The 18,067-nt window shown below is 60.1% G+C and carries 19 protein-coding genes; 4 read left to right on the top strand and 15 right to left on the bottom strand.

Annotation, left to right across the window (positions count from 1 at the left end; all coding sequences use genetic code 11):
• The first annotated feature begins 60 nt into the window (after nt 1-60).
• A complete protein-coding gene (locus tag WDN10_05455) occupies nt 61-603 on the top strand; it encodes a hypothetical protein (protein MEJ0054133.1) in 543 nt (180 codons plus the stop codon).
• Between the two features lie 64 nt (nt 604-667).
• On the opposite strand, the gene WDN10_05450 is transcribed toward WDN10_05455, so the two are convergent.
• The 4 genes from WDN10_05450 to dnaG all read right to left on the bottom strand — a co-directional run bounded on the left by WDN10_05450 (nt 668) and on the right by dnaG (nt 4,291).
• Nucleotides 668-1,081 (bottom strand): carbonic anhydrase, encoded by a 414-nt coding sequence (locus tag WDN10_05450; GenBank protein ID MEJ0054132.1) that lies wholly within the window; start codon nt 1,079-1,081, stop codon nt 668-670.
• Nucleotides 1,082-1,162: 81 nt separating this feature from the next.
• The gene (locus WDN10_05445; GenBank protein ID MEJ0054131.1) at nt 1,163-1,285 is read right to left on the bottom strand and encodes a hypothetical protein; all 123 of its coding nucleotides are present in this window, start codon (nt 1,283-1,285) and stop codon (nt 1,163-1,165) included.
• 61 nt (nt 1,286-1,346) lie between these two features.
• Nucleotides 1,347-2,579: a sigma-70 family RNA polymerase sigma factor gene (locus WDN10_05440; GenBank protein MEJ0054130.1), complete on the bottom strand. Its 1,233-nt coding sequence runs from the start codon at nt 2,577-2,579 to the stop codon at nt 1,347-1,349.
• Between the two features lie 35 nt (nt 2,580-2,614).
• Entirely contained in the window at nt 2,615-4,291 is a 1,677-nt protein-coding gene (gene dnaG, locus WDN10_05435) for a DNA primase (protein MEJ0054129.1), read from the bottom strand.
• A gap of 153 nt (nt 4,292-4,444) precedes the next feature.
• Between dnaG and WDN10_05430 the strand changes: the two genes are divergently transcribed.
• On the top strand, nt 4,445-4,696 hold the full coding sequence (locus tag WDN10_05430) for a hypothetical protein (GenBank protein MEJ0054128.1): 252 nt from the start codon (nt 4,445-4,447) through the stop codon (nt 4,694-4,696).
• 56 nt (nt 4,697-4,752) lie between these two features.
• On the opposite strand, the gene WDN10_05425 is transcribed toward WDN10_05430, so the two are convergent.
• The 9 genes from WDN10_05425 to rpsP all read right to left on the bottom strand — a co-directional run bounded on the left by WDN10_05425 (nt 4,753) and on the right by rpsP (nt 15,124).
• Nucleotides 4,753-5,028, bottom strand: a complete 276-nt coding sequence (locus tag WDN10_05425) for a type II toxin-antitoxin system RelE/ParE family toxin (protein ID MEJ0054127.1) — start codon at nt 5,026-5,028, stop codon at nt 4,753-4,755.
• Between the two features lies 1 nt (nt 5,029).
• Entirely contained in the window at nt 5,030-5,227 is a 198-nt protein-coding gene (locus WDN10_05420; protein MEJ0054126.1) for a hypothetical protein, read from the bottom strand.
• A gap of 42 nt (nt 5,228-5,269) precedes the next feature.
• Entirely contained in the window at nt 5,270-9,001 is a 3,732-nt protein-coding gene (gene rpoC / locus WDN10_05415) for a DNA-directed RNA polymerase subunit beta' (GenBank protein MEJ0054125.1), read from the bottom strand.
• A 19-nt stretch (nt 9,002-9,020) separates the two neighbouring features.
• On the bottom strand, nt 9,021-12,206 hold the full coding sequence (locus WDN10_05410) for a DNA-directed RNA polymerase subunit beta (protein MEJ0054124.1): 3,186 nt from the start codon (nt 12,204-12,206) through the stop codon (nt 9,021-9,023).
• A 253-nt stretch (nt 12,207-12,459) separates the two neighbouring features.
• On the bottom strand, nt 12,460-13,146 hold the full coding sequence (locus WDN10_05405; GenBank protein ID MEJ0054123.1) for a hypothetical protein: 687 nt from the start codon (nt 13,144-13,146) through the stop codon (nt 12,460-12,462).
• Nucleotides 13,147-13,368: 222 nt separating this feature from the next.
• The gene (locus WDN10_05400) at nt 13,369-13,611 is read right to left on the bottom strand and encodes a hypothetical protein (GenBank protein MEJ0054122.1); all 243 of its coding nucleotides are present in this window, start codon (nt 13,609-13,611) and stop codon (nt 13,369-13,371) included.
• Between the two features lie 70 nt (nt 13,612-13,681).
• Nucleotides 13,682-14,344 (bottom strand): tRNA (guanosine(37)-N1)-methyltransferase TrmD, encoded by a 663-nt coding sequence (locus WDN10_05395; protein MEJ0054121.1) that lies wholly within the window; start codon nt 14,342-14,344, stop codon nt 13,682-13,684.
• 2 nt (nt 14,345-14,346) lie between these two features.
• Complete coding sequence (locus tag WDN10_05390) at nt 14,347-14,652, bottom strand: KH domain-containing protein (protein ID MEJ0054120.1); 306 nt, start codon at nt 14,650-14,652, stop codon at nt 14,347-14,349.
• Between the two features lie 49 nt (nt 14,653-14,701).
• Entirely contained in the window at nt 14,702-15,124 is a 423-nt protein-coding gene (rpsP, locus tag WDN10_05385; GenBank protein MEJ0054119.1) for a 30S ribosomal protein S16, read from the bottom strand.
• 181 nt (nt 15,125-15,305) lie between these two features.
• Here rpsP and rnr point away from each other — a divergent pair, with 181 nt between their 5' ends.
• Nucleotides 15,306-17,279: a ribonuclease R gene (gene rnr, locus WDN10_05380; GenBank protein MEJ0054118.1), complete on the top strand. Its 1,974-nt coding sequence runs from the start codon at nt 15,306-15,308 to the stop codon at nt 17,277-17,279.
• Nucleotide 17,280: 1 nt separating this feature from the next.
• Here the strand turns inward: rnr and WDN10_05375 are convergent, their stop codons facing one another.
• Entirely contained in the window at nt 17,281-17,475 is a 195-nt protein-coding gene (locus WDN10_05375) for a type II toxin-antitoxin system HicA family toxin (GenBank protein MEJ0054117.1), read from the bottom strand.
• A gap of 9 nt (nt 17,476-17,484) precedes the next feature.
• Nucleotides 17,485-17,700 carry a type II toxin-antitoxin system HicB family antitoxin gene (locus WDN10_05370; protein MEJ0054116.1) on the bottom strand — a complete coding sequence of 72 codons (216 nt, stop codon included), beginning with the start codon at nt 17,698-17,700 and terminating at the stop codon, nt 17,485-17,487.
• Between the two features lie 102 nt (nt 17,701-17,802).
• Between WDN10_05370 and WDN10_05365 the strand changes: the two genes are divergently transcribed.
• Nucleotides 17,803-18,048, top strand: coding sequence for a hypothetical protein (locus WDN10_05365; GenBank protein MEJ0054115.1), 246 nt, complete (start codon nt 17,803-17,805; stop codon nt 18,046-18,048).
• Nucleotides 18,049-18,067 lie beyond the last annotated feature (19 nt).

Raw genomic sequence — 18,067 nt, 5'->3', positions numbered from 1 at the left:
TCAGATCAGCACCCGTGGTATAGTACGCACAGTCTGGACCTAACAGGGGGAATATCACATATGCTACAGATCACCGGACAAGACCGGGTGGCCGCAATGAGCCTCGCGCGCAAAGGAGTGCTCGTGCCCCTCGAAAGGGCGGTCCTTTCGGCGCCCAAGGGAACCATCCTGATGGCGTGCGGGGACTGCGATCAGGAGCCCGACCTCAGAAGGCGACATGACCGTGGATTTCGAAATTCCCGCGGCCGCCATCACCCTCTGATGCTGAACGGCGGCGCGCTGCGCATCGCCCCTGAACTCTCGGGCGGCGCGGACAAGGTCCTTCTCAAGGATGCCGCCAACGCGATCGGCATGAAGAACATCACCACGATCGCCGCATACGGACACTGGCCGTGCGGACAGGCGCTCAGCTCAGGATTCGACTTCAATGGCATGGTCGCCGCGCTCATAAGCACGAAAGCGATCATCCGCGACGGCGTGCCCGGGCTCGAGAAGCTATACCATCTCGTGCACATCGACTGGGGCCGCTGGCATCCGTTCCCGTGGCGCAACCGCGGAAGCTACGTTCTCGATTTCGGCCGCTACGCCACGCTTGCGCGGTGATCCGAAAGATCCCCGCACCAGAAGGGGCGCCTCGCACGAGGCGCCCTTTTGCTTTTACGTTCCCTTAGGCGCTGCGAACCTCTTCAAGGGTCCAGTCTTCGGTGAATGCCGCTGCTCTTACTTCATCAAAAAGCCCCCATCCGCGAACTTTCTCAAGAGCCGCGAGAAGGTGCGCCCTGTGTTCTTCAAACGTAACTTGGTTGCCCGCGCAACCGCAGTGTCCGAAAATGACGCACTGCTTTGACCCGTGCCCTTTCGCCGAGATTTCGGCCTTGGCCCGTATCCAAGAGATCTTTCCGGGAATATCCTCCGCAGAAACCACTGAATGCGTCCCGGAGAGAAGCCCGTCGATGCCGGGCTCGGTGATCATATCTATAAAGTCCGCGCCGGATGCCTGCTGTGCGAACATGTATGCCTTCTCCTGGCAGCGTCCATCCATGCAGTTGAGCGCGGTCGCGAATGTTCCTTGTGCCGACATAGTCCGCATACGATAGCACGCACGGTACTTCCGGTACAAGACAATCGGCCCCTTTGCGGGGGCCGATCGGGAACGCGGGAGTCAGCACAGCCGGTAGGCGACGGCGCCGAGAAACAGCAAGGCGGCAGTGACCGCGCTTGAGAAATTCATCTCGCCTTGGGCATAGCGGCCGTCGGGCGAGAAGAGCATGGTAATAGTCCGCATGGGGCACCTCCTATGGACACTTATACCATAGACTTAGCAGAAGGCCGAGTTAGACCGGTTTTTAGTAGCTCTTCAGTCTCCTCGACTTGTCATGCGTCCTGATCTTCTCGAGCGCCTTTGCCTCGATCTGCCGGATGCGCTCGCGCGTCACGCCAAATTCCTTCCCCACCTCTTCAAGCGTATGATAGATGCCGTCGAGAAGCCCGTGGCGCATCTCAAGGATTTTGCGCTCTTTCGGGGAGAGGTCGCCGAGGATGTCGCGGACCTGCTCTCCGAGGATACGCTCGGAAGATTCCTGCACGGGACTCGGGACCTTGTCGTCGGCAATGAAATCGCCCAGGGTCGAGCTTCCGCCATCATCCCCGTCCCCGACGGGATTCTCAAGCGAGAGCGTGTCCTGATTGATCTTCTCGATCTGGTATATCTTCTCCGGCTCGACGCCCATCTCGACCGCTATTTCCTCCGGCTGCGGATCGCGTCCGAGGGCCTGCGAGAGGCGGCGCGATACCTGTTTGTACTTGGCGATGGTCTCGACCATATGGACCGGAATGCGGATAGTGCGCGACTGGTCGGCAAGGGCACGCGTGATCGCCTGGCGGATCCACCATGTGGCGTAGGTGGAAAACTTATATCCCTTCTTCCAGTCGAACTTATCAACTGCTTTGAAAAGCCCCAGGTTCCCTTCCTGGATGAGGTCAAGAAGGGTGAGGTCGGGCGAACGGCCCACGTACTTCTTCGCGATCGATACCACAAGCCGCAGGTTCGAACGGGCGAGGATGTTCCGCGCCTCGTCGTCCCCTTTCTCGATCCTCTGGGCGAGTTCGCGCTCTTCGGCCGCGGTCAGAAGCGGATACTGGCCGATCTCGCGAAGGTATATCTGGATCGAGTCGTAGCCGGTCGAATCCCCCCGCTGCTTGATGTTCCTCGTCGCGAGGTATTCGTCCGCATGGTCTTCGAGCATGCCGCCTTCGAGGATATCGATGCCGATCGTCGCGAAACGCTCATAAAGGGAGTCGAGGAACGAGACGTCTTCCTCGATCGTCGGGAAGGCCTTTAAAATTTCGCTGTAGGTGATGTACCCGCGCTCGCGGCCTTTGACGATAAGCGCCTCGGCTTTCGCCGCTTTCTCGTTTTGCGCCTTCGCCTTCACGCCGATCACCGCCTTACGGACGACCGCCTTGGCGCGGGAAGAAACCGTTTTGCGCTTAGGCGCCAGCTTTTTCTTCGCGATACGTTTCGCGGGCTTCTTGCTTCCCGTTTTCTTCATCTTCGCCTTTTTGCGTGCGGTAGCCATATAGAGAGTAGTACTGGTAATAGTAGGTTAAAAATTCAGGAAAGCGAGGCCAAACGCACACTTAATTCCTGCGACCGCTTCATCGCGGCGTCCGCGGCGTCCTTATCGCCCGCGGCTTCCGCCTTGCGAAGCGCCGCGGTCGCTTCGGCGAGCGCTTCGCGCACGATGCTCAGTTCGAACGCCCTGATAAGATCGTCGGCGGCGCCTTCTTCGGGAGATTCGCCAAGCGCCTGCCCTATCTCGAAGATCGCGCGCTCGTCCGGCGCCTCGCCCGGGAGCGGTATGCCCGCGATGCGCTCGTACTCCGCTTTCACGCGCTTCGCGAGCAGGCTTTCGGCGTAGCACGCAGCGGCTGCGCGAAGCTGGAGCGCCTGGGAATCCTTAAGTACTTGCCGAGGAGAGCCGACGGCATAGGTCATCGACTTTCGCGCGGCGACCGAAACGCTCTGTCGCGGGAGCGCGGCGCGCACCGCCTCCGGCGTCGTCTCAAGCGTTCGCGCGACGATGCCGACGAAGTGCTCGCGCTCGAGAGGACTCCTGACCGCCGCCAGAAGCGGAAGCACGATCTTCTCAGCCGCCATCACCAGCCGGTGCTTGTCTTTCTCCGCTTCCGCAAGCACCGAGAGGAAGAACTCGATGATGCTCGCGGCGTCCGCGACCCGCTGCTTGAACTCCTTCGGATCGCGGCTGATGAGATCCGCCGGGTCTTCTCCCTTCGGAAGCCGTACCGCCTTCACCCGAAGGCCTGCCGAGAGCGCCGCGACCGCGCTCTTGGCGCTTGCCGCGAGGCCCGCGCGGTCGCCGTCCAAGGCGAGCATCAGATTGTCCGCATAGCGCCTGATGAGCGCGAGGTGCTCGGGGCTGAGCGCGGTGCCCGAGAGCGCGACGGAATTGGTGAATCCGGCCTGGTGCGCATGGAGAAGATCCATCTGCCCCTCGACGAGTATCGCGAACCCTCTCGTGCGTATCGCATCCTTCGCCCGGTCCATGCCAAAGAGGATCTCCGATTTCCTGTACAGCTCGGTCTCCGGACTGTTGAGGTATTTCGCCTGGTCGTTTAGGTCAAGCGATCGGCCCGTGAAGGCGGCGGTGCGTCCCGCGCTGTCGCGTATCGGGAACATGAGGCGGTTGCGGAAGCGGTCGTAGTACGTGCCGGGCTTTCCGTCCGCCTCCTTGACGAGCCCCGCGCCTTTGAGCTCGTCGAGCGTGAAGCCCTGTCCCGAAAGCGTTTCGAGGAGCATCCGCCATTCCGGAGGCGCGAACCCGAGCTGCCAGCCCGTAATCGTTTCTTTGGAGAGCCCCCGCGAAAGCGCGTAGTCGTACGCGGGTGTTCCTTCGGAAAGCCCGCGCATATAGAACTCCGATGCCTTTGCCATCGCTTCGCGAAGCCGCTCCGAACGCGAGCGATCGGCGCCCGAATTCCCTTCGTAGACGATCTCGACGCCCGCTTTCTCCGCGAGGATCTTGAGAGCGCCCTTGAAATCGACGCCTTCCATCTTTTCGATGAAGGTAAAGATGTCGCCGCCCTGGTTACTCGAGAAGCAGTAGTACGTGCCGCGGTCGGGAGAGACGAAGAACGACGGCGTCTTCTCCTTGTTGAAGGGAGAGAGGCCCCGATAGTGCCGCCCTGCTCTCGTAAGCTTCACGTACGGCGTGACGACGTCGATGATCGAGAGCTTCGCTTTGACGCGTTGTACGGTATCGGTCGCCATAATAGTGCCATTCTAACGCTTGTACATACTTACCGCTGGCCCGTTTGAATACTTGACAATATTACCAACAATGCTTATTGTCAGGTACAGTTGCTCCCGCGACCTGTTTCCACCCTAATCCGGCCGTACATGGCCGTACTTAAGGAGAATGCCATGAAGACAAACGTTGCCGAATGGCTCAAGAGCAATCTCGAAAAACCCTTGGGGCTGAGTCCGATTAACCGAACCCGGTTCTACGAAGATCTGGGAGGACTCGTGAACGACGACGCGATGCTGAGCAGTGCGCAGCTGTCGAGGCTCAACGAAGAACGCGTCGACCTGGAACTGCAGTGGTTCGGGCTAAATCGTTCTGAGCGATTCCAGTTCTTGCTGCAGATCGCCACATACCTGAACAGTTGTTGTTGACGCGACGGCAAGCATTGCGCGAGGCGGCGGAGGAACATCACCTTCGCCGCTTTTTGCTATTTCGGCTTCCGGCGCTTGTAGACCCTGCTCCGGTGGTCGATATACTCGATGCGGATAACACGGGCGCCATAATCGGCCGCGTATACCGCGCGGTAATCGCCCGCCCGCAGCTTGTAGTACCCGCGCCACTCTGCGCGAAGCGGAAGCGGCGCGATCAGGTCGAAGTTGGCCGCAAGCCATACGACCCGTGCCAATACCCGGGCCCGGACGGCTTTCGGAAGCGATTTCAAATCCCGCTCCGCGTCCGGAGTGAAATCGACGCTCCACTCCATGTCAGGAATACTTCTTCAGGATCGCGGAGAGCGGAATACCCTTGGCACGGGTTTTTTTCGCCTTTGCAAGCCGTCGGCGGGCATAACCTGAAAGCTCGAGTCCGAAGTCGGGATCGTCAAGCACCTCGCGCACCATCTCGGCCACGTACGCCCTGAGGCGCACGTCCGATTTCCTTGATTTCGCCGTTATCGAATTCATGTAAGGAACAGTGTATCACGCGCACCGAGCGCCGATGAAGGGCTAGGAACCCGTCCTCGACGGTACGCGGATGCTTGCTCCCGGAATCTCGCGCGGAGCGGGAGCGGATTGCGACGCCTGAAGCTTCTTGATGTGCTCAGCCTTCTGGCTTCCCGGGAAGCCCGTTCCCGAAGGAATGAGCCGCCCGAGAATCACGTTTTCCTTAAGGCCCTTCAGGTTGTCGACGCTGCCCTTGAGCGCGGCGTTAATGAGCACTTTGGTCGTCTGCTCAAACGACGCCGCCGAGAGGAAGGAACGGCGGGAAAGCGCCGACTCCTTGATGCCAAGCACGATCTCCTTTGCCTTGGGCGGCATCTTGCCCGCGTCCTCCGCTTCCTTCACGGCCTCCGCGAATTCCCAGTCCTCGAGCACGTCGCCGACGGAGTAGTCGCCGTCGCCCGCATCCGTGACCTTCACGCGCGAGAACATCTGCTTCACGATAACCTCGAGGTGCTTGCGCGACACGCTCGCGCCCTGGAGCTCGTAGATTTTCGACGCTTCCGCGATGATGTACTCCTGGACGAGGGCGCGTCCGGCGTGCTCGAAGAGTTCGTCGAGGTCCGCCGAGCCGTCGGTGAGGATCTGGCCCTTCTTCACCTGGTCGCCGATCTTGACGAGCACCTGGCGCGGATAGACCGCGAGGTACTCCGAAGCCGAGCCGTCCTTCTTCCCTTGTCCCGCTTCCGGCGCGACCACGATGATGCGCTCGCGGCCCGCCTCCTTGATGTCGGTCACGAGCCCGTCGATCTTCGAGACGATGGCCGAGTTCTTCGGCGAGCGCTTCTCGAAGACTTCCTCGACGCGCGGAAGGCCCGACGTGATGTCACCGCCAACGGAAGCCGTCCCGCCCTGGTGGAAGGTACGCATCGTGAGCTGGGTTCCCGGCTCGCCGATAGCCTGCGCGGCGACGGTGCCGACCGCCTCGCCAAGGTCGACCGGTTCCTGGGTCGTGAGATCCATGCCGTAGCACTTCTGGCAGATGCCAAAGCGCGTCTCGCAGCTCATCGCCGAGCGCACCGAGACGGTCTCGATATCCGCCGAGTTGATCGTCTTCGCGTCTTCGGCGGTGAGGTAGTGGTTCTTCTTGAAGAGCACGGTGCCGTCTTTGGAAACCGCGTCCGCCGAGAGCGTGCGGCCCCGGACCGCGTACGCGTAGTCGATCTTGATGCCGGATGCCGACGTGCGGTTGATCGCGATGCCGCGCTTGGTGCCGCAATCGATCTCGGTGATGATCGAGTCCTGCGCCACGTCAAAGAGGCGGCGCGTGAGATAGCCCGCGCGCGCGGTACCGAGCGCCGTGTCGGCGAGACCCTTTCTCGAGCCGTGTGTGCTCATGAAGTACTCGACCGGATTGAGGCCCTCGGCCATGGACGAGATGATCGGCACTTCGATCGTCTCGCCGTCGGTCGACTGGATGAGGCCCTTCATACCGACCATCTGGGTGAGGTTGCCGAGCGTACCGCGGGCTCCCGACTTGATCATGTCGTTTACGGAACCCGTCGGATCAAGGTCCTTCTCGACGAGGTTCTCAACTTCCTGCTTCGCGCCGTGCCAGATCTCGATCACCATCCGGTGCTTCTCGTCGCCCGAGAGAAGGCCGTCCTTGTAGTCGCTCTCGATCTTCTGCACCTTCTCGCGCGCGGCCGTGATAACCGCTTCCTTCCCGGTCGAGACGGAAACGTCCTCGATGCCCCAGGTGATACCCGCTTCGGTCGCGTACTGGAAGCCGAATTTCTTCACCTTGTCGACGATGCCCGGGATGCGGTCGAAGCCGTAGCGTTTCGCGCAGTCGTCGATGATCGCGCCGAGGCCCTTCTTCGTGATGACGTCGTTGATATAGGGATAGTCCGACGGAAGCACAGTGTTGAAGAGGAGGCGTCCGACGGTCGTCTCAAACAGTTTTCCTTCGAAGCCCGCGTATTTCTCCTTTCCGGCGACCGGAAGGATGTGCACGCTCGCGCGAAGATCAATCGCGCCGTACTCGTACGCGAGGATCGCGGCGTTCGGGGACTGGAAGTACGTGCCTTCGCCTTTCGCCTTCGCCACGTTTTTCGTGAGCCAATAGACGCCGAGAATAATGTCCTGAGGTTTTCCGACAAGTACGGTCATCTCGCCGTTGCCCGGCTTCAGGATGTTCTTGTTCGCGCTCATCACTTCCCTCGCCTCCCACTGCGCCTCTTCCGAGAGCGGCACGTGGACCGCCATCTGGTCGCCGTCGAAGTCCGCGTTGAACGCGTGGCAGACGAGCGGATGGAGCTGGATGGCGTCGCCTTCGATGAGTCTCGGGCGGAACGCCTGGATACCCTGGCGGTGGAGCGTCGGCGCACGGTTGAGAAGCACGTACTTGCCGCGGATCTTCTCTTCGAGAATTTCCCAGACTTCCGGCACGCCGTCCTCGATGAGGCGTCCCGCGCCGCGGATGTTGAAGGCGAGTTCGCGCTCAAGAAGCCCGGCGATCACGAACGGGCGGAAAAGCTCGAGGGCCATGTGCTTCGGGAGTCCGCACTCGTCAAGCTCGAGGTCAGGGCCAACGACGATCACGGAACGGCCCGAATAGTCAACGCGCTTGCCGAGAAGATTCTGGCGGAAATAGCCCTGCTTGCCCTTCAAATAATCGGCAAGAGACTTGAGCGGGCGGCGCTGGGCGGGCGTGAGCGCGCCTGCGGACGCTCCGCCCTTGCGGATGGAGTTGTCGAGAAGCGCGTCGACCGCTTCCTGGAGGATGCGCTTTTCGTTTCGGAGGATCACTTCCGGCGCATGGATGTCGAGGAGCTTCTTCAAGCGGTTGTTGCGGTTGATAACGCGGCGGTAGAGGTCGTTCACATCGGAGGTCGCGTGGCGGCCGCCCTCAAGCGCGACCATCGGGCGGAGCGCCGGAGGGATGACCGGGATTTTCGTAAGGAACATCCATTCCGGGCGGACTCCCGACGCGATCATGCCCGCGATGAGCGAAATGCGCTTCGCGAGCTTCTCGCGCTCGGCGGCCCCTGCGGACTTATAGCGCTCCTCAAGCTTCGCCTTAAGCGCCTCAAGGTCGATCGCTTTAAGAAGCGCGTAGATGGCTTCCGCGCCGATCTTGGCCTCGAAAAGCGTTCCGTATTTCACCGAGTAGCGGTGGTACTCCATTTCGTCAAGGACGCGGCCGACGGCGATACCGTCGATCTCGGTTTTCGTAAGCGTCATCTTCTCCTTAAGCGCGTCGCGCGCGGCATCGGTATCCGCCGCCTTGAACTTGGTCTTGTATTCCGACTCGAGCTCGCCGACGAGCCGCTTCTTGGTGTCTTCCGCGACCTTGGTCACGATGTATCCCGCGAAATAGACGACCTTCTCGAGGTCTGCTGACGGGATGCCAAGAAGAAGCGCCATGCGCGACGGCACGGAGCGGAGGAACCAGATGTGCGCGACCGGGGTGCAGAGCTCGATGTGGCCCATGCGTTCGCGGCGCACGATCGAACGCGTGATCTCGACGCCGCACTTGTCGCACGTGATGCCCTTGTAGCGGATGCCCTTGTACTTGCCGCAGTAGCATTCGTAGTCCTTCTCGGGACCGAAGATCTTCTCGTCGAAGAGACCGTGCTTTTCCGAGCGCTGGGTGCGGTAGTTGATGGTCTCCGGCTTGGTGATCTCTCCCTTGGACCACGAGAGAATGCGCTCGGGGGACGCGAGCGAGAGGCGTATCGCGCTCCAGTTGATCCGGGGAGCGATCTTGCGGGACGTTGGGTTGAAAGTAGCCATAGTGGTGATATGTAGGGGATTAAATATCACGCGGGGACTCGCCCTCGATGAGATCAACATCGAGCCCAAGGCCACGGATCTGGTTGGTAAGGACGGCGAACGATGCCGGGGTGCCCGAATGGCTGATCGCCTCGCCCTTGACGATCGCGTCGAAGGCGGCGGAGCGGCCCTGGATGTCGTCTGACTTGATGGTGAGCATCTCGCGGAGCGTGTACGCGGCGCCGTAACCGAGAAGCGCCCACACTTCCATTTCCCCGAAGCGCTGCCCGCCGTTCTGGGCCTTCCCTCCGAGCGGCTGCTGCGTGATGAGGCTGTACGGGCCGATGGAGCGCATGTGGATCTTGTCCTCCACCATGTGATGGAGCTTCAGCACGTACATGTATCCGACGGCGATGTCCTGGGCGAAGCTCTCTCCGGTGCGTCCGTCGTAGAGCTTCACTTTGCCGCTTCTTGCGAAGCCTGCCTTCTCGAGCTCGTCCTTGATCTCGTCGGACGTGGCGCCCGCGAACGGAGGCACGACGGCCTGGTATCCGAGCGTGTTCGCCGCAAGCCCGAGATGCATTTCGAGCACCTGGCCGAGGTTCATACGGGACGGAATACCAAGAGGGGTGAGAATGAGATCCACCGGATTGCCGTCCTTGTCGTACGGCATGTCTTCTACCGGAAGCACGCGGGAAATAACGCCCTTGTTTCCGTGGCGACCGGCGAGCTTGTCGCCCACCGATACGTTTCGCACCTGGGCTACCGTGACGACGATTTTCTTTATGATGCCGGTTTCAAGCTGGTCGCCCTTTTCCCTGGAAAATACCCGGACGCCGATGATGCGGCCGCGCTTGCCGCCGTCCATGCGAAGCGACGTGTCCTTCACGTCCTTGGCCTTATCGCCGAAGATAGAACGAAGGAGGCGCTCCTCGGGCGTGAGCTGGGTCTCGCCCTTGGGCGTCACCTTGCCGACGAGAATGTCGCCGGGGCGCACTTCGGCGCCGATGCGCACGACTCCTTCCTCGTCGAGGTTCTTGAGGCGCATCTCGCCCACGTTCGGAATGTCGTGCGTCGTGACTTCGGGGCCGAGCTTGGTGTCGCGCACCGCGCATTCGAAGTCCTCGATGTGGACGGTCGTGAACTTTGCGTCCTCGACGAGGCGCTCCGAGATGATGATGGCGTCTTCATAGTTAGCTCCCGACCAGCTCATGAACGCCACGCGGACGTTCTGTCCGAGCGCCATTTGGCCTTGTACGGTCGAGGAAGCATCCGCAAGAACGTCTCCTTTCTTTACCTTGTCTCCCGTCGACACGCTCGGCCGCTGCGAGAACGCGGAATTCTGGTTGGTCTGCGTGAGGCCCTGGAGGCGGTACTCCTTGGGCTTTCCGGCTCCCGACGGCTCGATAACGATCCTGCGCGCGTCGGCATAGGAGACAGTGCCTGCGGACTCGGCGACGACAAGGCGGCCGGTGTTGCGGGCGGCGTGCTCTTCGATGCCGGTCGCGACGAGCGGAGCCTCGGGAATGAGGCATGGCGTCGCCTGCTTCTGCATGTTCGAACCCATGAGCGCCCGGTTCGCGTCGTCGTTATGGACGAACGGAATCATTGCGGTCGCGATGGAAAACATTTGGTACATGGAAACGTCGATATAGTCGACCTCGTCGCGCGACACCACGGCCGGGTGCCCGTTCTTGCGGGCTTCAAACGTCTCCGGGACAATGCGCCCCTTCTCGTCGACCGGCGTCGCGCCGTGCGCGATCACGTGCTGTTCTTCGTCAAGCGCGTTGAGATACGAAATGTCTTCGGTCACCTTCCCTCCCTTCACTTTCGCGTACGGCGTCTCGAGGATGCCGTACTCGTTCGTGCGGGCGTGGGTCGCCATGCGAAGGATAAGGCCGATGTTCTGGCCTTCCGGCGTCTGTATCGGGCAGAGGCGTCCGTAGTGGGAGGCGTGCACGTCGCGGACCTCGAAGCCCGCTCTCTCTCGCGTGAGGCCGCCGGGGCCGAGCGCCGAGAGCGTCCGCATGTGCTCGAGCTCCGCAAGCACGTTCTGCTGCTCGAGGAACTGCGAAAGCTGGTTGGCCGTGAAGAACTCGCGGACCGAAGCCTGGAACGGCCGCGGGTTCACGAACTGCATCGGGAGCGACGTCTCGGTTTCGATCGTCGACATGCGGTCCTGGATATTGCGCTTCATGCGGCTCATGCCGACGCGCATGCGCGCCTGGAGAAGCTCGCCGACGAAACGCACGCGGCGGAAGCCCAAGTGGTCGATGTCGTCAGGCACCGCGTCAGGAGTGACGTTGAGACGCGCGATCTCGGCGACGATGCGGATAAGGTCGGCAAGGGAAAGCGAATGGTCCGCAAGATGCTTGTCGTCGACCGGAAGGCCGAAGCGCTGGTTGAGACGGTAGCGGCCCACGCGGTGGAGGTCGTAGCGGTCGGCCTTGAAGAGCGCCTGGACATAGTCCTTGGCGTTCTGCGCGGTCGCGAGGTCGCCGTCGCGCATGCGGCGGTGTATTTCGACGAACGCGTCTTCGAGCGTTGCGGCCTGGTCGTGCGCGAGCGTGGCCTGCATGGCAGCAAGCGCGACATCATTGCCTTTGAAATGCCTGAGAAGCTCTTCCTTCTGCCCCCCGCCAAAGACAGCAAGCAGGTGGCTCACGGGGAACTTCCTCTTGCGGTCGATCTTCACCATGATCGCGCCGTCGGCTTCGGAATCGATCTCGATCCAGACGCCGCGCGCCGGAAGGATCTTCGCGCCGAAATAGTTCTTGCCGCGGATCTGCTCGGAGACGAAGAACGCGCCGAAGGAGCGGGCGAGCTGGGGGATGATCGCGCGCTCGACGCCGGAAACGATAAAACTCCCGTGCGGGGTCATCATCGGGATATCCGCGAGGAAAATGTCCTGCGTTTTCTCAGAACCGAAGGTCTTGTTGATGAGGCGCACCGATATCTTCACCGGCGCTTCGTACGTGCGCATGTTCTCGCGCGCGGACTCCTCGTCCTCCTTCGGCTCGCCGACTTCGAAGCCCTCGAAGCGCATCTCGAACTTCTTGCCCGAGTAGTCTGAAATAGGGGAAAACTCCTTGAAGAGTTCCCCGAGCCCGTTCTTCATGAGCCAGTCAAACGATGCCCGCTGGTGCGCGACCAGGTCCGGAAATTCCACGCGCGGAGCCCGGAACGCGCCGAACGTCTTCTGCACTATCGCCTTAGTATGCGCCATGTCGTGTTGAATTAGCCATCAAACGATGTTTCGGAAGGCGAAGACGCGTAAGAGCTCGCACATACGTGCGAGCGGCGCCCTCGTTTTCCGAGACGCTGTTAAAATATTTGAAATCTTGTCTCCCCCGCCCCCAGAGGCCCCCGCCACTCAATCAGTTCTGGTGTCCTCAATGTACTCCCCCGCCTAAAAGCCGTCAAGCGAACCTGGGGATAGCGAAAGGGCGGCCTTTGGGGCCGCCCGCGCCATTGCTGCTTTAGTAATCCCAGAGCGGATTTTGTGCTACATATTTTCCCGCTCCCTTGAAATAACCGGAGACACCGAGCGCCGGAACAAGATCCCATTCGAGGAGTTTTGTGTAGCGCTTCCTGGTTTCCTTGCGCCAAGCCAGTTCCGCTTCACGAAGCCTTAACTCGTCATCGTCGCTCAACTTCATCGCCTGTGCCCAAACTTGCGCACGGATGGCGTTGGCAGCGGACCCAGAAAGGATTTTCTCGGCCATCAGCCTGAGTGACCCTGGAGCTAAAGGAAGCTCCCCGGACACCGAGCCGCTCCACTCGGCCAGCTGGCGATACCTCGAGCTGAAACCGCATGCATCAGTGGGAAATAACTCGTATTCCCGAGTCTTGTACACGAACGAGACAGTCATGTCGATCGTGCCACAGACGACGCCGACGGCAGCCGCTACATAACCGACAGTGGAGCTCCCAAGAAGATCTGTGAGTGCGAACGCAAAGGTGGCACATAAAAACAGAATGGCGAAGGCGAGGGAGCCCATTCCGATCGGACGCATCCACGAGCTTACGAGCTTCACGACTTGTTCGTTGTGAAGCACTTTTGCTGCAATGATGTTCGGGTTGATCCCTGTCTGCTCCTCCCACTTATCGGTCAGATACGTGGAAACCTTGTCTGCGACAAGCAGTTCGTTAACTGAATACGACATGGTGTGAAAGACCTTCCGCCTTATCGTTGCGGCCATCCCTGACCAAGCAAAGGGGGTGTCAGTACCCCGCTGCGTCGTCTCATAGTCCGACAAAGCAGCTTTCATCGCTCACTCCTGTCTAAGGCGGACAGGAGATTGGAGGTTTATACAATACTAAATGACATAAAGCAAACGGACGGCCCTGGTGGGGCCGCCCGTTCTAATCCGATACCGTAACGCGCTTTACTGGCCAGAACGCCTCGCGCGATAAAGCAGGTTCCGGATGACGCTGAATCCGAGGCCTCCCGCAAATACCGCGAGAAGCAGGGCGAGAGAAACCATTTGCCAGAACGGCTCGGGTTTCATCGGCATGAAGATCAAAACAGCGTCGGTAAGCATGAAGAGAATAACCGCAAGCGCGAGTAGCGGCAGGTTCCTCACGGCAGGCAAAGCTTCGTTCGGGCGCGGCGTTGATGCGTCGCTCATGATTTCCTCCCCTTGGTACGGCGCTGTTAACGCTGGAAGCGATAGTATCAGGAACGGTTCTTTTTTCAACTCACTTTCCCCTCTTTACCCTCCACTCATCAATTTTCGCCTGATGCCCGCTCTGGAGCACTTTCGGAACGCGGTATTTCTTTCCTTTCCACTGCAAGGATTCTGGCCGCGTGTATACCTCGCTTGAGGCAACCCGGCGTTCCTCGACCGACTCATCCTTCCCCAGGACTCCCGGGATGCGCCTCGTGACGGCGTCGATGATCGCGAGCGCTGGCACCTCGCCTCCCGTAAGCGTTGCGGAGCCGACGGAAAATACTTTCACCCTCCCCATCGTTTTCAAAATCTTAAAGGCGCGCTCGTCGATACCTTCGTACCGGCCGCACACCAAGACCACGTCGCCCGCTTTCGCGAGTTTGTCCGCGTCCTTGTTCGTAAATGGTTTGCCCGAGGGAGAAAACCAGATTATCTCCGCTGTTTTGGCAGCACTCTTCTTGGCGCCCAGAGCTTTCGCGACCGCTTTCGCGACCGGGAGCGCGGTCATAACCATCCCGGGCCCGCCGCCGTACGGCCGCTCGTCCACTTTCCCCCATCGGTTATCAACGAAATCCCGCGGGTTTTGATATGAAACGCCGATACGCTTGTTTTTGCGCGCGCGCCCGAGTATCGACGCCGAAAGGTACGGCTCGCAAGCTTCTTTGAAAAGAGTGACGAGGTGGAAGCGCAACACTATAGCGAAATCTCCTCTACCACCTGGTCGACGGTCTTCATCTCCTGCTCGCGCTTGCCGCCGACCGGTTCATTGATCTTCAGGTTCGCGCGCGCATTGTGCTTCATGCCGACGACGCGAAGGAGGGTGCGAAGCGCCTTCGCGGTATTCCCGTCCTTGCCGATGATCTTGCCCATGTCGTCAGGATGCACCGTGAGGGTGAGGAGGACGCCCATCTCGTCGACGCCGCGCGTCGTGACGACGGCGTCCGGGTTGTCGACAAGAGCTTTGACGACGGTCTCAAGAAACAGCTGGTCGTTTTCCATAGGTATCGGTGCGGGATAGTAGGGATAAGGAGCCTGAGGCTCCGGAGTGCTAGGCCGCGGGAGCGGCTGCCTCTTCGGCTGCCGGGGTTTCCTCCGCAGCAGGCTCCGCTTCTGCGGCGACTTCCGCTTCAGTCGGCGCTTCCGGCGCAGACTCTGCCGGAGCTGCGACGGCTTCGGCTACCGGCTCTTCCGGCTTCGTATAGGTTTTCTTCGGAAGCACGTTTATCTTTTTGCCCGTAACTACGCCTTTATTAAGAAGGAGGTTATGGAGCGACGGCGAGACCTGGGCGCCCTTGCTTATCCAATACGTAATGCGGTCTTCCTTAAGGGTAACCGCCTTGGTCTTCGGGTTATAAGTGCCGACAAGCTCCAAAGGACTTCCAGCCTTGGGGCTCCGCGCCTTTTCGAGGACGACAATGCGAAATGCCGGATCATTGGTCCGGCCGATGCGCTGGAAACGGATCATCAACATGTATGAAGCAGGGTACCAAAAGAAGGCTTGCGAGTCAATTTGCAAAAAAGGGCGGCACCAGGGGTGCCGCAAGTTCAGGGAGGAAACGCCCGGGAAGGGCCACCGCGATGCTCCTGAAGGACGCATGCCGTGTGTTCAGACAATAGCATAAATCGCCCTGTATTGATACAGTGTTTATAACTTGAAGCCCGAGGAAAAATCATACGAGGGAATCATTTCCGTCACCGGCAGGGGAATCGGTTTCTTCAGCCTGGACCCAGGCGTCTCTAAAAGTTCGAAAGATAAACAGGAGGATCTCATGATTCCCCGCGAGTGGATCATGGGCGCTTTCCACGGCGATACGGTCAAGATCGCGCCCGCGGGCATCGTCGATAACCGGAAAGCCGCAAAGGTACTTGAGATAGTGAAGCGAAACCGGGAGCATTTCGTCGGGACGCTCATCAAAGGCGAGCGCGGGGAGACGCTCCTTGCGCCCGACTGGAAGCGCATGTACACGCCCTTTATCGTCACGGGCGACAATCTTCCGCTCGGAAACAAAGTGCTCGTCCGCCTCACGGGCTGGGACAAGGGCCAGCAGTTCCCTTCCGCCCGCCTTGAGGAGATCATCGGGCCCGCAGGCGTCCACGAGACCGAGATGCGCGCCTTGGCGCTCTCCCAGGGCTTCCACAGCGAATTCCCTCCGGGGGTGATCAAAGAAGCGGAGAAGCTCGAGGCGACCGGACAGGCGATGATCGACGAAGAAGCGGCAAAGGCCGCACGGGGAGAAACCAAGCGCCGGGACTTCCGCGGCACCCCGACTTTTACCATAGACCCCGCGGACGCCAAGGACTTCGACGACGCGCTTTCGGTCAGGGACCTCGGGGACGGAAAGACCGAGGTCGGCATTCATATCGCCGACGTTTCGTATTTCGTACGGCCAGGCACCGACTTCGACCGCGAGGCAAGGCACCGCGCGACTTCGGTCTATCTTGTTGACCGCACTATTCCTATGCTTCCGCACGTGCTTTCAAACAACCTGTGCTCCCTGAATGAACACATAGACCGCCTCGCCGTTTCCGCGGTCTTCGTGCTCGACAGCGACGCGAACGTCCTTGAACGATGGTTCGGCGAAACCGTCATCCACTCCGACAAGCGCTTCGCCTACGAAGGCGCCCAGGAGGTGCTTGATACCCAGAACGGTCCCATGCTTGCGGAACTCAATACCCTAAAGCGCCTTGCCGACAAGCTCAGGAAGCGCCGGACCGACAACGGCGCCATCGCCTTCGATACCGCGGAAGTGAAGATCGAGCTCGACGGGAGCGGGAAGCCGGTCGCCGTGCATCTCAAAGAGCGGCGCGATACCAACATGCTCATCGAGGACTTCATGCTCCTTGCGAACGTGGCCGTGGCCGAGCATCTTGCCGAGACATCGAAGAAAAAGGGCGACAGGCTCTCGCAGATATATCGCGTGCACGACGCGCCGGATATGGACCGCATCGAGAATCTCGCGCAGTTCCTCCATGCGCTCGGGTACGAGCTCAAGAACCAGGCGGGGAAAGTCAAAGGAACCGATATCAACGCGCTTCTCTCGCAGGTCACGGGAACGCCGGAGGAATACCTCATAAAGACCGCGAGCTTGCGCTCCATGGCGAGGGCCGCGTACGCGACCAAAAACATCGGACACTTCGGGCTCGCGTTCGATTCCTATACCCATTTCACCTCCCCCATCCGCCGTTATCCCGACCTGATCACGCATCGTATCCTCAAGCACTATGAGAACGGGGATGAGCTCGACCGCGAGGATATGGATCATCTCGAGGAGATGGCGATCCACTGCAACGAGCGCGAAATATCGGCGACGGAAGCCGAGCGCGACTCGATCAAGATGAAGCTCGTCGAGTTCATGGCGGACAAGATCGGACAGGAATTCGACGCCGTCATCTCGGGCGTCACCGAGCGCGGGATGTACGTCGAACTTACGGAAACGCACGCGGAAGGCATGATCCGACTCTCCTCGATCGGCGACGACTATTACACCTTCGACCAGGCCCGCTACCGCCTTATCGGCAATCGGCTCAAGAAAAGCTATACGCTCGGCGACCCGGTGCGCGTGAAGCTCCTTGCCGCGCGTATTCCGGAGCGCGAGCTCGATTTCACGCTCTCGGAGAAGAAATAAATTAACGCCCTTGTGGTGCCTTAATGCCGAGCTCCTTGCAGATTTTTCGCGCGAGATACGGGTCGACTTCGGCGTGCCGCGGTACCGTCGCCATCGCGCCAAGCGGAGGATTCTCAAATACGGAATGCTTCGCGCCCTCCCGTACAAGACGGCAACCTTGCGCATAAAGATGCCGCTCCAGGTCCCGGCGCTTCATCGGGGAAAGCTATGCGAGCGCCATGCGCTCGCGCTTGAGGGGAGCGCTTCCACGTACGGAGCTTCGTCGTGTAGCGTCACGCCGCGCCGCGATGAATTCACGAAGCGCATCAGCAAGATTCGCGCGCGCCTCGACGCGCGACTTTCCCTGCGTCAGCACGCCAGGCACCTCCTCGATCCAGGCAACGTATCCGCTCCTGACTTTCTTGTATACGGCCGTAAGCATGGAGGAAGTATAACATGCGCTCCTGTTGGAACGATGAACGACATGACATCTTAGGTCTCTTTGTCGGCGTTATAGAGTAAGGAACTGAAGGAGAAATACAATATGACACCGGAAGACAGGCGTCTTGGACGCGTAGCGTTTGCCGAATCCCATCCGGAACTTAAGCCCGATATGGGCATACTGATCGCTACCGTTATGTGCTGCGACGAGTTTCCACGCGACATTCTTGAAACAGCGCTCGAAGAAGCGTACGGACATATATTCGGGATGCAGGGACCGGAAGGCTGCGAAAGCTGCAAGGAGCGTTTCCGCCTGCAGCGCGAGGAAAGAGACCGCCTCGCAAAATGAAAAGTGCCCGGCCTTCTGT

Source organism: bacterium, assembly GCA_037200965.1.
Taxonomy (GTDB): Bacteria; Patescibacteriota; Minisyncoccia; order Phycocordibacterales; family Phycocordibacteraceae; genus C7867-001.
This window is presented reverse-complemented; position numbering and strand designations above follow the sequence as displayed.

Bases quoted from the DNA above. Each gene is read 5' to 3' on its own strand.
- WDN10_05370 (MEJ0054116.1), bottom strand. From the start codon at position 17,700: ATGCTTACGGCCGTATACAAGAAAGTCAGGAGCGGATACGTTGCCTGG.
- WDN10_05410 (MEJ0054124.1), bottom strand. From the start codon at position 12,206: ATGGCGCATACTAAGGCGATAGTGCAGAAGACGTTCGGCGCGTTCCGG.
- rpsP (MEJ0054119.1), bottom strand. From the start codon at position 15,124: ATGTTGATGATCCGTTTCCAGCGCATCGGCCGGACCAATGATCCGGCA.
- WDN10_05400 (MEJ0054122.1), bottom strand. From the start codon at position 13,611: ATGAGCGACGCATCAACGCCGCGCCCGAACGAAGCTTTGCCTGCCGTG.
- WDN10_05420 (MEJ0054126.1), bottom strand. From the start codon at position 5,227: ATGAATTCGATAACGGCGAAATCAAGGAAATCGGACGTGCGCCTCAGG.
- WDN10_05405 (MEJ0054123.1), bottom strand. From the start codon at position 13,146: ATGTCGTATTCAGTTAACGAACTGCTTGTCGCAGACAAGGTTTCCACG.
- WDN10_05445 (MEJ0054131.1), bottom strand. From the start codon at position 1,285: ATGCGGACTATTACCATGCTCTTCTCGCCCGACGGCCGCTATGCCCAA.
- WDN10_05390 (MEJ0054120.1), bottom strand. From the start codon at position 14,652: ATGGAAAACGACCAGCTGTTTCTTGAGACCGTCGTCAAAGCTCTTGTC.
- WDN10_05450 (MEJ0054132.1), bottom strand. From the start codon at position 1,081: ATGTCGGCACAAGGAACATTCGCGACCGCGCTCAACTGCATGGATGGA.
- WDN10_05375 (MEJ0054117.1), bottom strand. From the start codon at position 17,475: ATGAAGCGCCGGGACCTGGAGCGGCATCTTTATGCGCAAGGTTGCCGT.
- WDN10_05455 (MEJ0054133.1), top strand. From the start codon at position 61: ATGCTACAGATCACCGGACAAGACCGGGTGGCCGCAATGAGCCTCGCG.
- rpoC (MEJ0054125.1), bottom strand. From the start codon at position 9,001: ATGGCTACTTTCAACCCAACGTCCCGCAAGATCGCTCCCCGGATCAAC.
- WDN10_05440 (MEJ0054130.1), bottom strand. From the start codon at position 2,579: ATGGCTACCGCACGCAAAAAGGCGAAGATGAAGAAAACGGGAAGCAAG.
- dnaG (MEJ0054129.1), bottom strand. From the start codon at position 4,291: ATGGCGACCGATACCGTACAACGCGTCAAAGCGAAGCTCTCGATCATC.
- WDN10_05365 (MEJ0054115.1), top strand. From the start codon at position 17,803: ATGACACCGGAAGACAGGCGTCTTGGACGCGTAGCGTTTGCCGAATCC.
- WDN10_05425 (MEJ0054127.1), bottom strand. From the start codon at position 5,028: ATGGAGTGGAGCGTCGATTTCACTCCGGACGCGGAGCGGGATTTGAAA.
- WDN10_05430 (MEJ0054128.1), top strand. From the start codon at position 4,445: ATGAAGACAAACGTTGCCGAATGGCTCAAGAGCAATCTCGAAAAACCC.